This window comes from Bacillus sp. DC4300-2b2 (genome assembly GCF_049895685.1).
Taxonomy (GTDB): domain Bacteria; phylum Bacillota; class Bacilli; order Bacillales; family Bacillaceae; genus Bacillus; species Bacillus safensis.
In genome coordinates this window covers 24,466-39,790 of sequence record NZ_JAFCSW010000008.1, presented here as the reverse complement: position 1 = coordinate 39,790, position 15,325 = coordinate 24,466, and the positions used below count along the sequence as shown (strand labels likewise).

General features: G+C 42.5%; 19 protein-coding genes. All 19 read right to left on the bottom strand.

The genetic code is table 11. From position 1 onward, the window contains the following. Positions 1-14: 14 nt before the first annotated feature. Positions 15-383, bottom strand: coding sequence for a 50S ribosomal protein L14 (rplN, locus tag ACP69X_RS18190; RefSeq protein ID WP_003216882.1), 369 nt, complete (start codon positions 381-383; stop codon positions 15-17). A gap of 39 nt (positions 384-422) precedes the next feature. Then, entirely contained in the window at positions 423-686 is a 264-nt protein-coding gene (gene rpsQ, locus ACP69X_RS18185; RefSeq protein WP_003216906.1) for a 30S ribosomal protein S17, read from the bottom strand. A 25-nt stretch (positions 687-711) separates the two neighbouring features. After that, entirely contained in the window at positions 712-912 is a 201-nt protein-coding gene (gene rpmC / locus ACP69X_RS18180; protein WP_003217155.1) for a 50S ribosomal protein L29, read from the bottom strand. Continuing rightward, a complete protein-coding gene (gene rplP, locus ACP69X_RS18175) occupies positions 902-1,336 on the bottom strand; it encodes a 50S ribosomal protein L16 (RefSeq protein WP_003156478.1) in 435 nt (144 codons plus the stop codon). The genes rpmC and rplP overlap by 11 nt, the downstream gene beginning before the upstream one ends. Position 1,337: 1 nt before the next feature. Next, complete coding sequence (rpsC, locus tag ACP69X_RS18170; protein ID WP_003217241.1) at positions 1,338-1,994, bottom strand: 30S ribosomal protein S3; 657 nt, start codon at positions 1,992-1,994, stop codon at positions 1,338-1,340. 3 nt (positions 1,995-1,997) lie between these two features. Continuing rightward, positions 1,998-2,339, bottom strand: a complete 342-nt coding sequence (gene rplV / locus ACP69X_RS18165; protein WP_007496316.1) for a 50S ribosomal protein L22 — start codon at positions 2,337-2,339, stop codon at positions 1,998-2,000. A 17-nt stretch (positions 2,340-2,356) separates the two neighbouring features. Then, the gene (gene rpsS, locus ACP69X_RS18160) at positions 2,357-2,635 is read right to left on the bottom strand and encodes a 30S ribosomal protein S19 (RefSeq protein WP_003216920.1); all 279 of its coding nucleotides are present in this window, start codon (positions 2,633-2,635) and stop codon (positions 2,357-2,359) included. Positions 2,636-2,692: 57 nt separating this feature from the next. After that, a complete protein-coding gene (rplB, locus tag ACP69X_RS18155; protein ID WP_024425599.1) occupies positions 2,693-3,526 on the bottom strand; it encodes a 50S ribosomal protein L2 in 834 nt (277 codons plus the stop codon). Between the two features lie 28 nt (positions 3,527-3,554). After that, complete coding sequence (gene rplW, locus ACP69X_RS18150) at positions 3,555-3,842, bottom strand: 50S ribosomal protein L23 (RefSeq protein WP_003217016.1); 288 nt, start codon at positions 3,840-3,842, stop codon at positions 3,555-3,557. Next, on the bottom strand, positions 3,842-4,465 hold the full coding sequence (gene rplD, locus ACP69X_RS18145) for a 50S ribosomal protein L4 (RefSeq protein ID WP_007496312.1): 624 nt from the start codon (positions 4,463-4,465) through the stop codon (positions 3,842-3,844). Before rplD ends, rplW begins: the two co-directional genes overlap by 1 nt. Before the next feature lie 27 nt (positions 4,466-4,492). Next, complete coding sequence (gene rplC / locus ACP69X_RS18140) at positions 4,493-5,122, bottom strand: 50S ribosomal protein L3 (protein WP_041084736.1); 630 nt, start codon at positions 5,120-5,122, stop codon at positions 4,493-4,495. 37 nt (positions 5,123-5,159) lie between these two features. Next, entirely contained in the window at positions 5,160-5,468 is a 309-nt protein-coding gene (rpsJ, locus tag ACP69X_RS18135) for a 30S ribosomal protein S10 (RefSeq protein WP_003156464.1), read from the bottom strand. Positions 5,469-5,686: 218 nt separating this feature from the next. After that, entirely contained in the window at positions 5,687-6,646 is a 960-nt protein-coding gene (locus ACP69X_RS18130) for an alpha/beta fold hydrolase (RefSeq protein ID WP_269104226.1), read from the bottom strand. A gap of 110 nt (positions 6,647-6,756) precedes the next feature. Further along, a complete protein-coding gene (tuf, locus tag ACP69X_RS18125) occupies positions 6,757-7,947 on the bottom strand; it encodes an elongation factor Tu (protein WP_034283892.1) in 1,191 nt (396 codons plus the stop codon). A 118-nt stretch (positions 7,948-8,065) separates the two neighbouring features. After that, positions 8,066-10,144, bottom strand: coding sequence for an elongation factor G (fusA, locus tag ACP69X_RS18120; RefSeq protein ID WP_024425594.1), 2,079 nt, complete (start codon positions 10,142-10,144; stop codon positions 8,066-8,068). 54 nt (positions 10,145-10,198) lie between these two features. Further along, positions 10,199-10,669 (bottom strand): 30S ribosomal protein S7, encoded by a 471-nt coding sequence (gene rpsG / locus ACP69X_RS18115; protein ID WP_008356520.1) that lies wholly within the window; start codon positions 10,667-10,669, stop codon positions 10,199-10,201. Positions 10,670-10,790: 121 nt separating this feature from the next. Beyond that, positions 10,791-11,210, bottom strand: a complete 420-nt coding sequence (rpsL, locus tag ACP69X_RS18110) for a 30S ribosomal protein S12 (protein WP_008356518.1) — start codon at positions 11,208-11,210, stop codon at positions 10,791-10,793. Between the two features lie 113 nt (positions 11,211-11,323). Further along, positions 11,324-11,572, bottom strand: coding sequence for a 50S ribosomal protein L7ae-like protein (locus ACP69X_RS18105; protein WP_024425593.1), 249 nt, complete (start codon positions 11,570-11,572; stop codon positions 11,324-11,326). 145 nt (positions 11,573-11,717) lie between these two features. After that, complete coding sequence (gene rpoC / locus ACP69X_RS18100) at positions 11,718-15,317, bottom strand: DNA-directed RNA polymerase subunit beta' (RefSeq protein WP_024425592.1); 3,600 nt, start codon at positions 15,315-15,317, stop codon at positions 11,718-11,720. Positions 15,318-15,325 lie beyond the last annotated feature (8 nt).

The following is a 15,325-nucleotide window of genomic DNA, read 5'->3' as shown; positions in this document are numbered from 1 at the left end:
GCGGATTGTATTCATTAAAGTACTTCTGGTGCTAGAGAAACAATTTTCATATAGTTGTTTTCACGAAGTTCACGTGCTACTGGTCCGAAGATACGAGTTCCACGTGGGCTCTTGTCGTCACGGATGATGACACATGCATTTTCGTCGAAACTGATGTAAGATCCATCGTTTCTGCGAGCTCCGCTCTTAGTACGAACGATAACTGCTTTCACAACTTCACCTTTTTTGACAACGCCTCCAGGTGTTGCTTGTTTAACCGTACAAACAATGACATCACCGATGTTAGCCGTTTTACGTCCAGAGCCACCAAGAACTTTAATCGTTAGTACTTCGCGTGCGCCAGAGTTGTCAGCTACTTTTAAACGAGTCTCCTGTTGAATCATTAATGTTACCTCCTTTCGGAAAAAGAAATCCGAACTTTATTAGATAATAACGGCTTCTTCGACAACTTCAACTAGACGAAAGCGTTTAGTCGCAGATAAAGGACGAGTTTCCATGACCTTTACGATGTCTCCGATTTTTGCTTGGTTGTTTTCATCATGTGCTTTGAACTTTTTAGAGTATCTTACACGTTTGCCATAAAGTGAATGCTTTTTGTATGTTTCAACTACAACAGTGATGGTTTTATCCATTTTGTCAGAAACAACACGACCTTGATACACTTTACGTTGGTTACGTTCGCTCATGTTTGCGGGGCCTCCCCTCTAATTATTATTTATTAGCAGCGATTTCTCTTTGACGAATCACAGTTTTCATGCGTGCGATTGATTTACGCACTTCACGAATGCGAGCAGTATTTTCAAGCTGCCCAGTCGCTAATTGGAAACGAAGATTGAAAAGTTCTTCTTTAAGAGACTTTACTTTTTGTTCAATTTCAGCAGTGGTAAGGTCACGAATTTCATTAGCTTTCATTTGATTCACCACCAATTTCTTCACGTTTTACGAACTTCGTTTTAATTGGCAATTTGTGAGATGCAAGACGAAGAGCTTCACGAGCCACTTCTTCAGACACACCAGAAATTTCAAATAAAACTTTGCCCGGTTTTACTACAGCTACCCATCCTTCTGGAGCACCTTTACCGGAACCCATGCGGACCTCTAGAGGTTTAGCTGTGTATGGCTTAGAAGGGAAAATTTTAATCCAAACTTTACCGCCACGTTTCATGTAACGAGTCATAGCAATACGAGCAGCTTCGATTTGACGGTTTGTGATCCAAGAAGCTTCAAGAGCTTGGATACCGTACTCACCGAAATGTACTTCAGTACCGCCTTTTGCACGACCACGCATTTTTCCACGATGTTCTCTGCGATACTTCACGCGTTTTGGCAATAACATATTATTTTCCTCCTTCCGCAGTATTCTTCTTAGTTGGAAGGACTTCTCCACGATAGATCCATACTTTTACGCCAAGCTTACCATAAGTAGTATCAGCTTCAGCAGTAGCATAGTCAATGTCAGCACGAAGTGTGTGCAATGGAACAGTACCTTCACTGTAATATTCAGAACGAGCAATATCTGCACCGCCAAGACGACCAGAAACCATTGTTTTGATTCCTTGTGCTCCAGCACGCATTGTGCGTTGGATTGTTTGTTTTTGTGCACGACGGAATGAAATACGGTTTTCAAGTTGACGAGCGATGTTTTCAGCAACTAGCTGAGCATCAAGATCTGCTCTCTTGATTTCAAGAATGTTGATGTGTACACGTTTGCCAGTTAGGCTGTTAAGAGCTTTACGAAGTGCTTCAACTTCAGATCCGCCTTTACCAATTACCATACCTGGTTTAGCCGTGTGGATTGTGATATTTACGCGGTTTGCAGCACGTTCGATTTCTACTTTAGAAACAGACGCGTCAGACAAACGCTTGCTGATGAATTCACGGATTTTCAAGTCTTCATGTAAGAAGTCAGCGTAATCTTTTCCTGCGAACCATTTAGATTCCCAATCACGAATGACGCCAATACGAAGACCTACTGGATTTACCTTTTGACCCACGGATTATCCCTCCTTCTTTTCTGATACAACGATTGTAATGTGGCTAGTACGTTTGTTAATTGCGCTCGCACGACCCATAGCACGTGGACGGAATCTCTTAAGTGTTGGACCTTCGTCAACGAATGCTTGAGTAATCACTAGGCTGTTAGCGTCCAACTCGTAGTTGTGCTCAGCGTTTGCGATAGCAGATTTTAATACTTTTTCAATAATTGGTGAAGCAGCCTTAGGTGTAAGGTTTAAGATAGAAACTGCTTCTCCTACTTGCTTACCTCGGATCAGGTCCATTACTAGACGTGCTTTACGAGGAGCAATACGGACTGTTCTTGCGACAGCTTTAGCTTGCATTTAAAAGCCTCCTCTCATTAGCGTCTTGTTTTTTTATCGTCACTAGCATGACCTTTGTAAGTACGGCTTGGTGCGAATTCGCCCAATTTGTGACCTACCATATCTTCAGAAATGAAAACAGGTACATGTTTGCGTCCGTCATAGACAGCGATTGTGTGACCGATGAATTGTGGGAAAATTGTAGAACGACGAGACCAAGTTTTTACGACTTGCTTTTTGTCAGTTTCATTCAATTTCTCGACTTTAGCCATCAAATGATCATCAACAAATGGTCCTTTTTTTAAGCTGCGAGCCATTGTGGAACCTCCCTTCGTGATTGAACTACGGTCCTAAATGAACCGTAGACAACCCCGTTACTTGTTTTTACGACGACGTACAATGAATTTATCAGACTTGTTGGTTTTCTTACGAGTCTTGAATCCAAGAGTCGGTTTACCCCATGGAGACATTGGTGATTTACGTCCGATTGGAGCGCGTCCTTCACCACCACCGTGTGGGTGATCGTTAGGGTTCATTACAGAACCACGAACTGTTGGGCGTACGCCTTTCCAGCGAGAACGTCCAGCTTTACCGATGTTAATTAATTCGTGTTGCTCGTTTCCAACTTGACCGATAGTCGCACGGCAAGCAGAAAGAATCATGCGAACTTCTCCTGAGTTCAAACGTACAAGAACGTATTTACCTTCTTTACCTAGAACTTGAGCAGAAGTACCAGCAGAACGAACTAATTGTCCACCTTTACCTGGTTTTAATTCAATGTTATGCACAACTGTACCAACTGGGATGTTGATAAGTGGAAGAGCATTACCTGGTTTGATGTCAGCTTCTGGTCCAGAAGTAACTTCAGTACCAACTTGGATTCCTTTCGGAGCAAGAATGTAACGTTTCTCACCATCTGCATAGTTTACAAGAGCGATGTTCGCTGAACGGTTTGGATCATACTCGATTGTAGCAACGCGTCCAGGTATACCGTCTTTATCACGCTTAAAGTCGATGATACGGTATTGACGTTTGTGACCGCCACCTTGATGACGAACAGTCAATCTACCTTGGTTGTTACGTCCGCCTTTTTTGTGTAGCGGTGCAAGCAACGATTTTTCTGGTTTGTCAGTCGTGATTTCAGCAAAATCTGAAGTAGTCATGCCACGACGACCATTACTGGTTGGTTTATACTTTTTAATCGCCATTTTGAATTTCCCTCCTTCTTTTTAAGATTTACGCTTCAAAAATTTCGATTTCTTTGCTGTCAGCAGTTAATTTCACGATCGCTTTTCTGCGACGGCTAGTCATACCAGTGTAGCGTCCAACGCGTTTTGATTTTCCTTTGTAGTTTTGAACGTTGACTTTCTCAACTTTCACTCCAAAGATTTCTTCAACAGCGTCTTTCACTTCTGTTTTGTTAGCTCTGACATCAACTTCGAACGTGTACTTCTTCTCTGTCATTAGATCAGCAGAACGTTCAGTAATGATAGGGCGCTTTAGAACATCACGAGGATCTTTCATTATGCAAGTCCCTCCTCTACTTTTTCAACCGCTGCTTTAGTGATCAGAAGTTTGTCGTGGTTGACAACGTCAAGAACGTTGATACCGTTAGCTTCAACAACTGTTACTCCAGGGATGTTACGAGCAGATAAAGCAACTGTTTCGTTTGCATCCGCAGTGACGATCAACGCTTTCTTCTCAACAGATAATCCTTTAAGGATGCCTGCGAATTCTTTCGTTTTCACTGCATCAAGAGTCAGATCTTCAAGAACGATGATGTTGTTGTCGATTACTTTAGAAGACAATACTGACTTGATAGCCAAGCGGCGAACTTTTTTAGGTAATTTATAAGAATAACTGCGTGGTGTTGGACCGAATACGATACCGCCTCCGCGCCATTGTGGTGAACGGATAGAACCTTGACGAGCACGACCTGTACCCTTCTGTCTCCAAGGCTTACGACCTCCGCCACGTACTTCAGAACGAGTTTTTACTTTGTGAGTTCCTTGACGTAAGGAAGCTCTTTGCATAAGAATAGCATCGAATACTACGCTTTCGTTTGGCTCGATTCCAAACACAGAAGCGTTTAATTCGATTTCACCGTTAGTAGAACCGTTTTGGTTAAATAATGCTACTTTTGGCATGACTTGTTTCCTCCTTTCCTAAGAGAGTTATTTAGATTTAACTGCACTCTTTACAGTTACTAGAGATTTTTTAGCTCCTGGTACGTTTCCTTTGATCAATAGAAGATTGCGTTCTGCATCAACTTTAACGATCTCAAGGTTTTGGACAGTGATTTGCTCTCCGCCCATACGACCTGGAAGAAGTTTACCTTTGAATACACGGTTTGGATCAACAGGTCCCATTGAACCAGGACGACGGTGGTAACGTGAACCGTGAGTCATTGGTCCGCGTGATTGTCCGTGGCGTTTGATAGCCCCTTGGAATCCTTTACCTTTTGATGTTCCTGTTACATCTACGATATCTCCATTTGCGAAAATATCAACTTTGACTTCCTGACCAACTTCATACGCATCTAACTCCACACCGCGTAATTCTTTTACGAAGCGCTTAGGAGCAGTTTCCGCTTTAGCAACGTGGCCTTTCTCTGGTTTGTTAGAAAGCTTTTCACGTTTGTCGTCAAAACCGATTTGGATTGCTTCATAGCCATCCGTGTCAGCAGTCTTCTTTTGAAGAACAACGTTAGCAGCAGCCTCAACAACAGTTACAGGGATAAGATCACCGTTTTCTGCGAATACTTGCGTCATACCAATTTTTCTACCTAAGATTCCTTTGGTCATTCGTCACACCTCCTATAATATGTGTTTTCTATTTGAATTAAAGTTTGATTTCGATATCTACACCAGATGGTAAATCTAAACGCATAAGTGCATCAACTGTTTGCGGAGTTGGATTCACGATGTCGATTAGACGTTTGTGAGTACGCATCTCGAATTGCTCACGAGAATCTTTGTACTTATGCACCGCACGAAGGATTGTGTAAACTGATTTTTCAGTTGGAAGCGGGATTGGACCAGATACACTAGCACCAGAACGCTTAGCCGTTTCAACAATCTTCTCAGCAGATTGATCAAGAATTCTATGATCATATGCTTTTAAACGAATACGAATTTTTTGTTTTGCCATTATTTTCCCTCCTTTTCGCCTACTTACGTTAGACAGTTCTCCGTGAGAAAAACCTGATCACCTCGCCATGGCAAAGCGGCCGGGTGTGTCAGCAACCTCTCACTTCATCGCAGTCAAAGACCAACATGCACTATTGTACCAAATTGGCCTGCGTGTTGCAATAATAAATCGGATAAATTTATGATTTGCACACTTTTCATATTATACAGGGATTCAGCCTATAAATCAAGCTTTCCCTGAAGATGATGTATAGCAGTCTTTCTGATGATACGTATAAATTCATCTGGCTCCTCGATATGAGGGGAGTGGGCAGAGTCTTTAAAGGTAAACCATTCTTTAATGGGTGCTTTTAATTGATCAACATATGGTTTTGATACAGCAGCTGGGGTAATCATGTCGTGATCGCCAATGAGAAAGTAGCACGGTATTAATATAGTAGAAACTCGGTATTGAATACTCTCATTCATTAGCTGATCCCATAGCTTGTCTTGACTAAACTTCTGCCCTTTCATGAAATTCCATTTATCTTTCAACTGATATTGCTTACTAAAAAGAAACCCTTTTAGCATTTGAAAAACCGGCTTCCATCTATGTGTGAGACCTACGCTCGCAAACTCTTTATATAGAGAGAACAAGGCATGAGCTGATGTCCGTTTCCAAGGAGGAGGCGTCAGTAATCGCAGACACCCAGTAAACAGTCGATTGCGATGGTATTTCTTCAAAAGAAGTTCGTACGAAACGATATCTTCCTTTAACACATCTACTACCTGACTAATCCCGTAGTAAGCATGATAAAGATCTGGACGCTTATGTACTGCTTGTATGGCAATTAAAGATCCCCACGAGTATCCTGCGATATACAATTTTGAGTGACCTAGATAAGATAGGAGCTTCTCAGTCAGTTCAATCGTGTCTTCAATAAATTGCTGAATGGTCATCGATGCATCCGGAAGATTCTCTTGATAGGAAAGTCCTGCGCCTCGCTGATCCCAATGGACAACGGTAAAGTCCTGACCAAGTTCCTCGTGAAAGGAATCAATATAACTGATTTGAGCTGAGCCGGGCCCGCCGTGTAAAAATAAGAGTACCGGCTTTGTTTCACTCATCTCATCTTCTTTCATCATAATCCATTGGTCAATTCCGCCGATCAACCATTTTTTCAAATATGTCTTTGCCATTCCAGCGATCCTCTCGGTTCCATTTAGATTCTATAGCTTATAGTAGCCGTTCTGATCTGGAAAAGCAAAAAAAGAGACCCTTTTGCAAGGAGTCTCTTTTGTATGTTTAATTACTTAATGATAGTTGAAACGACGCCAGAACCTACAGTACGTCCACCCTCACGGATAGAGAAACGAGTTCCTTCTTCGATAGCGATAGTAGAGATAAGTTCAACTTCCATCTCAGTGTTATCGCCAGGCATTACCATTTCAGTACCTTCTGGAAGATGTACGATACCAGTTACGTCAGTTGTACGGAAGTAGAACTGCGGACGGTAGTTAGCGAAGAATGGAGTATGACGTCCACCCTCTTCTTTAGAAAGTACATAAACTTCAGCTTTGAAACGGCTGTGTGGAGTGATTGTACCTGGTTTAGCAAGTACTTGACCACGTTGGATATCTTCACGAGATACACCACGAAGTAGTGCACCGATGTTGTCACCAGCTTCAGCATAGTCAAGAAGTTTACGGAACATTTCAACACCTGTAACAGTTGTTTTACCGTTTTCTTCTTGAAGACCGATGATTTCAACTTCGTCACCGACTTTAACTTGTCCACGCTCAACACGACCAGTAGCAACTGTTCCACGACCAGTGATAGAGAATACGTCCTCAACTGGCATCATGAATGGCTTCTCAGTGTCACGCTCTGGAGTTGGGATGTACTCATCAACCGCATCCATAAGTTCAAAGATTTTTGCTTCGTAATCAGCATCTCCTTCAAGAGCTTTAAGAGCAGAACCTTTGATAACTGGTACATCGTCACCAGGGAAGTCATAGTCAGAAAGAAGGTCACGAACTTCCATTTCAACAAGTTCAAGTAACTCTTCATCGTCAACCATGTCACATTTGTTAAGGAATACTACGATGTATGGTACACCTACGTTACGAGAAAGTAGGATGTGCTCACGTGTTTGTGGCATTGGACCGTCAGCAGCAGATACTACTAAGATCGCGCCGTCCATTTGAGCAGCACCAGTGATCATGTTTTTAACATAGTCAGCGTGTCCTGGGCAGTCTACGTGTGCATAGTGACGAGTTTCAGTTTCATACTCAACGTGTGCAGTTGAGATTGTGATTCCACGCTCGCGCTCTTCTGGAGCACCATCGATTTGGTCATAAGCCATAGCTGTACCTTTACCAGATTTCTTATGAAGAACTGTTGAGATAGCAGCAGTTAGAGTTGTTTTACCATGGTCAACGTGTCCAATTGTACCAATGTTAGCATGCGATTTGGAACGGTCGAATTTTTCTTTAGCCATTCTAAAAATCCTCCTTAAAGGTTCATTGTATTTGGTATAGAGTGATAGAAAGTGAAGAGTTACCTCTCACTTTCTGATCTTCAATAGTAGTTATACTTTAGTTTAAAGGCAAAATCAATTATTCACCTTTATTTTTTTTGATGATTTCTTCACTAATGCTCTTAGGCACTTCTTCGTAGTGATCCATGTGCATAGTGAACGTACCGCGTCCTTGTGTGTTAGAACGGAGTGCAGTTGCATATCCGAACATTTCAGAAAGTGGAACCATAGCGCGAACAACTTGAGCGTTACCGCGAGCTTCCATACCTTCTACACGTCCACGACGAGATGTGATATCACCCATGATGTCTCCCATGTATTCTTCAGGGATAACAACTTCCACTTTCATCATTGGCTCAAGTAGAACTGGGTTACATTTGCTGACAGCATTTTTCAATGCCATAGATGCAGCAATTTTGAACGCCATTTCGTTAGAGTCAACGTCGTGGTAAGATCCATCAAATAATTTTGCTTTGATGTCGATTAATGGGAATCCAGCTAATACACCATTTTCAAGTGAATCTTCAAGACCCGCTTGAATTGCTGGGATGTATTCACGTGGAACAACCCCACCGACGATTGCATTTTCAAATTCGAAGCCTGCGCCTTCTTCGTTTGGTTCGAATTCGATCCAAACGTGTCCGAACTGACCGCGTCCACCAGACTGACGTACGAATTTACCTTCAACTTTTGCACCAGAACGGAATGTTTCACGGTACGCAACTTGAGGAGCACCTACGTTAGCTTCAACCTTGAACTCACGCTTCATACGGTCAACAATGATATCAAGGTGAAGCTCACCCATACCAGAGATGATCGTTTGACCAGTTTCAGGGTTTGTTTGTGTACGGAATGTTGGATCCTCTTCAGCTAGTTTAGCTAAAGCGATACTCATTTTATCTTGGTCAGCCTTAGATTTAGGCTCGATAGCTACATCGATAACTGGCTCTGGGAATTCCATAGACTCAAGGATAACAAGATTTTTCTCGTCACAAAGAGTGTCACCAGTAGATGTATCTTTAAGACCTACAGCTGCTGCGATATCCCCTGCATATACAGTAGAGATTTCTTCACGGCTGTTTGCGTGCATTTGAAGGATACGTCCAACACGTTCACGCTTGTTCTTAGAAGAGTTCTTCACGTATGAACCAGAATCAAGTGTTCCAGAGTACACGCGGAAGAAAGTTAGTTTCCCAACATAAGGGTCAGTCATAACTTTAAATGCAAGAGCTGCGAATGGTGCGTCATCAGTAGACTCACGAACAACCTCTTCATTTGAATCTGGCAGGATACCTTTGATTGCAGCAACATCAGTTGGTGCAGGAAGGTAGTCAAGCACAGCGTCAAGTACAAGCTGAACACCTTTGTTTTTGAAAGCAGATCCAACAAGAACTGGGTAGAATTCAACATTCAATGTTCCTTTACGGATTGCAGCTTTCAATTCAGGAATTGTGATTTCTTCACCCTCAAGGTATTTTTCCATAAGCTCTTCATCAAGCTCAGCGACAGCTTCAATTAGGCTGCTGCGAAGCTCTTCAGCTTTGTCTTTATACTCTGCAGGGATTTCTTTAGCATCAGAGCGAGTTCCAAGGTCATCTTCGTAGAAGTATGCTACGTTTTCTACAAGGTCGATGATTCCTTCGAATTGATCTTCAGCGCCGATCGGCAATTGAATTGCATGAGCGTTCGCTTGAAGACGATCTCTTAATGTGCTTACAGAGTAAAGGAAGTCCGCACCGGTTTTATCCATTTTGTTAACGAATACGATACGAGGTACTCCGTAAGTTGTTGCTTGGCGCCAAACTGTTTCAGTTTGTGGCTCTACACCTGATTGTGCATCAAGAACAGCAACCGCACCATCAAGTACACGTAAAGAACGTTCAACTTCAACAGTGAAGTCTACGTGTCCTGGTGTATCAATGATGTTTACACGGTAACCCTTCCATTGTGCTGTAGTAGCAGCAGAAGTGATTGTAATACCACGTTCTTGCTCCTGCTCCATCCAGTCCATTTGTGAAGCTCCTTCGTGAGTTTCACCAATTTTATGGATACGACCAGTGTAGTACAAGATACGCTCAGTCGTTGTCGTTTTACCGGCATCGATGTGAGCCATGATACCAATATTACGAGTTTTGTCTAAGGAGAACTCTCTTGCCATTGGGTAATTTCTCCTTCCTCATTAGGGAATAGTTTTTTTAGTTTGGTATAAATCCTACCAGCGGTAGTGAGCGAATGCTTTGTTCGCTTCTGCCATTTTGTGTGTATCTTCACGTTTCTTAACAGCAGCACCAGTGTTGTTAGCTGCGTCAAGGATTTCGTTAGCAAGACGCTCTTCCATCGTTTTTTCTCCACGAAGACGAGCGTAGTTTACTAACCAGCGAAGACCTAAAGTAGTACGACGGTCTGGGCGAACTTCTACAGGAACTTGGTAGTTAGCTCCACCTACACGACGTGCTTTAACTTCAAGAACTGGCATGATGTTTTTCAAGGCTTGTTCGAAAACCTCCATCGCTTCATTACCAGTACGTTCTTTGATGATATCAAATGACTTGTAGAGAATTGTTTGTGCTTTTCCTCTTTTACCGTCGATCATCATTTTGTTGATCAAACGAGATACAAGTTTAGAATTGTAAATTGGATCTGGCAATACGTCTCTTTTTGCTACAGGACCTTTACGTGGCATCTGAATAGCCTCCCTTCTCTTTTAAAAGGATTTCTATCTGTCTCTCATCTCAATATCATTGTCAGCTTGCTGACTCCACTGATCTGTTATCAACTTCTAAAAACCCTTATGTTTGTTTATATTATTTGCTTTGTTTAGGGCGTTTTGTTCCGTATTTAGAACGTCCTTGCATACGACCGTCAACTCCGGCAGTATCAAGCGCACCACGAACGATGTGGTAACGTACACCCGGTAAGTCTTTTACACGTCCGCCACGGATAAGTACTACACTGTGCTCTTGTAGGTTATGTCCGATACCAGGAATGTAAGCTGTTACTTCAATCAGGTTAGACAAACGTACACGAGCGTATTTACGTAGTGCTGAGTTTGGTTTTTTCGGTGTCATAGTACCGACACGAGTACAAACCCCGCGCTTCTGTGGAGATGTTACGTTAGTGTGCTCTTTTTTGAAACTGTTGTATCCTTTGTTAAGTGCAGGAGACTTTGAGTTTTCAACTTTACTCACGCGTCCTTTGCGTACTAGCTGATTAATTGTAGGCATGTTGTTATTCCTCCCTTCATTACTTTTTTTATAACCCACATACCCAGGTGGTTCATCAAAAGGCAAAAAACAATGCTTTTGCATTTTAAGCATGCAAAAACAAAACAAGTACGTTATAACATAATGGCAACAGCTGCTGCCCCAACTTCAATTCCGCAGGCCTTGCCGAGCTTTTTCATGGAATCTACCACTAAAATGTCTACACCCTTCTCTTGCGCTAGTTTCAATACACTAGCAGTTAAAGCAGGATCAGCATCTTTCGCTACGACGACTTCCTTTACTGAATCTCGTTTCAGAGCTTTTACTGTTTGCTTCGTACCAATAATAATGGATTGAGCCTGTGATACTTTATCATAAGACATCGAATATCCTCCAAAGTAACAGGTTTTATTTTGAGCACCTTGGTTATATTATCATCATGGCAGAAGGATGTCAATATCGTATGACAGATTATCTTGACATCCTTCACCATTTTTGATGATTTTATAGGAATCTCACAAGAAAAGATTACTCTACAGGAACCATGTCGTCAGACGGCTGCACTTGCGAAACCGGCTTAACTTTACGGTAGTTTGGCATTCCCGTTCCAGCAGGAACAAGTTTACCAATGATCACATTCTCTTTCAAGCCAAGCAGTTCATCACGTTTTCCTTTGATCGCCGCATCTGTTAGGACACGAGTCGTTTCTTGGAAGGATGCCGCAGACAAGAATGAGTCTGTTTCAAGCGAAGCTTTTGTAATACCAAGAAGAACTGGACGGCCTGTTGCAGGACGTTTGCCTTCGAATAGTACTTTTTTGTTTGCTTCAGTGAATTGGTGTACATCAAGAAGTGTGCCTGGTAATACGTCTGTATCCCCTGCATCAGCGACACGCACTTTACGAAGCATTTGGCGAACCATTACCTCTACGTGCTTATCTCCGATTTCTACCCCTTGCATACGGTATACTTTTTGTACTTCATGAAGCAGATATTCTTGAACAGCTGTCATGTCAGTCACTTTAAGAAGTTCTTTCGGATCGATGGAACCTTCTGTAAGTACTTGACCACGAGTAACTGTGTCACCTTCAACAACTTTCAGACGTGCATTGTAAGGAGCTGTGTATGAGCGAGTTTCAACTTCGCCTTGAACCACAATTTCCTGCTGCTTGTCACGAACATCGTTAATTTCAGCAACGACACCATCAATTTCAGAAATTGTCGCTTGGCCTTTCGGATTACGCGCTTCAAATAGCTCTTGGATACGAGGTAAACCTTGAGTGATATCGTCTCCTGCTACCCCACCGGTGTGGAACGTACGCATTGTAAGCTGTGTTCCTGGCTCACCGATTGATTGTGCAGCGATGATTCCAACTGCTTCACCGACTTCAACGTCAGTACCAGTTGCAAGGTTACGGCCGTAGCATCGTTTACATACACCATGAGGCGTGTTACATGTAAATGCAGAACGGATCCATACTTCCTCAATTCCTGCTTCAACTACTTCAAGTGCTTTATCTTCATCAATTAGTTCGTTTTCAGCTACAATGACTTCGCCTGTTTCAGGATGAACAATTGGTTTTCTTGCAAAACGTCCGATCAGACGTTCTTCAAGTTTCTCAATAATTTCATTTCCTTCTTTAATGGACTTCGCCAAGATTCCACGGTCTGTACCGCAATCTGTTTCACGGATGATGACATCCTGTGCAACGTCAACGAGACGACGCGTAAGGTAACCTGAGTCAGCTGTTTTAAGGGCTGTATCGGCAAGACCTTTACGCGCTCCGTGAGTGGAAATAAAGTATTCCAATACAGTTAAACCTTCACGGAAACTAGATTTAATCGGAAGTTCAATGATACGTCCAGCCGGGTTGGCCATCAGACCACGCATACCAGCCAGCTGAGTGAAGTTAGATGCGTTACCACGCGCTCCAGAGTCACTCATCATGTAGATTGGGTTGACTTCATCAAGGGACTTCATCAGTTTACCTTGGATGACATCTTTAGAAGAACTCCAGATTGAAATAACTCTCTCATAACGCTCTTCTTCAGTAATCAAACCACGTCTGAATTGCTTCATGACGTTATCTACTTTCGCTTGTGCTTCTTCAAGAATTTGCTGCTTATCATCTAATACGACGATATCAGACACACCAACCGTAATACCGGCTTTAGTAGAGTATCTGAAACCAAGATTTTTCATGCGGTCAAGCATTTTAGATGTCTCAGTAATATGGAATCTCTTAAAGATTTCTGCAATGATTTTACCTAAAATACCTTTTTTGAACGGCGCATTGATTTCTTGTTTCTCGATCGCAGCTTTTACATCCTCACCTTTTTCAAGGAAGAAACGATCAGGCGTTTTTTCTTCAATATTGCTCTTTGTCGGCTCATTCATGTATGGGAATGATTCCGGTAAGATCTCGTTAAAGATCAGTTTTCCAACTGTTGTAATCAACAATTTAGAACGCTGTTCATCAGTGAATGTTACATTCTTCAACGAGCTAGCTGCAACAGCTACACGTGTATGAAGATGCACATAACCATTTTGATAAGCTAGAAGGGCTTCGTCAGTATCTTTGAAGACCATACCTTCTCCGATAGCACCTTTGCGCTCAAGTGTAAGGTAGTAGTTACCAAGCACCATATCCTGAGATGGCGTAACGACTGGTTTTCCATCTTTCGGGTTCAAAATGTTTTGAGCAGCAAGCATTAAGATACGAGCTTCAGCTTGAGCTTCAGCAGATAATGGTACGTGAACCGCCATTTGGTCACCGTCAAAGTCAGCGTTGTAGGCTGTACATACAAGTGGATGCAGACGAATTGCGCGTCCTTCCACAAGTGTAGGTTCAAACGCTTGAATACCAAGTCTGTGAAGAGTCGGTGCACGGTTTAGTAAGACTGGATGCTCACGAATAACTGATTCTAAAACATCCCATACTTCTGGCTGCACGCGCTCAATTTTACGTTTCGCACTCTTGATGTTGTGAGCTAATCCTTTTTCAACAAGCTCCTTCATCACGAATGGTTTGAATAATTCAAGAGCCATTTCTTTCGGAAGTCCACACTGATACATTTTCAAATGTGGTCCTACGACGATAACGGAACGTCCAGAATAGTCAACACGTTTACCAAGCAAGTTTTGACGGAAACGTCCTTGTTTCCCTTTCAGCATGTGAGAAAGAGATTTCAATGGTCTATTTCCTGGTCCTGTTACTGGTCGGCCTCTACGTCCATTATCAATCAAGGCGTCGACAGCTTCTTGAAGCATACGCTTCTCGTTCTGAACGATGATGCTTGGCGCACCAAGATCTAATAAACGCTTCAGACGATTGTTACGGTTGATGACACGACGATAAAGGTCGTTCAAGTCAGAAGTAGCAAAACGTCCACCATCAAGCTGAACCATTGGACGTAATTCTGGTGGAATCACCGGAAGTACATCAAGAATCATCCAAGATGGTTTGTTTCCAGAGTTACGGAAGGCTTCTAACACTTCAAGGCGTTTGATCGCACGTGTACGACGCTGTCCTTGAGCAGTTTTCAGCTCTTCTTTCAGTGTATCTACTTCTTTTACAAGATCGATATCTTGAAGAAGTTTGTTGATTGCTTCTGCACCCATAGCTGCTTGGAATGTATTACCGTATTTATCTAAATAAGCACGGAATTCTTTCTCAGAAAGAAGTTGTTTCTTCTCAAGCGGTGTGTTGCCCGGATCTGTCACGACGTAAGAAGCGAAGTAGATCACTTCTTCTAACGCACGTGGTGACATATCAAGAACAAGACCCATACGGCTTGGGATACCTTTGAAATACCAAATGTGGGAAACTGGGGCAGCCAGTTCGATATGCCCCATTCTCTCACGACGGACTTTTGCCCGTGTTACTTCTACACCACAACGGTCACATACAACACCCTTATACCGAACGCGTTTATACTTCCCACAATGACATTCCCAGTCTTTTTGCGGTCCGAAGATACGTTCACAAAAGAGACCATCTTTTTCAGGTTTCAGTGTACGATAGTTAATCGTTTCAGGCTTTTTCACTTCACCAAAAGACCAAGAACGGATTTTATCAGGTGATGCGAGACCGATGTTCATATACTCAAAATTGTTCACATCTAGCAAGGGGCCTA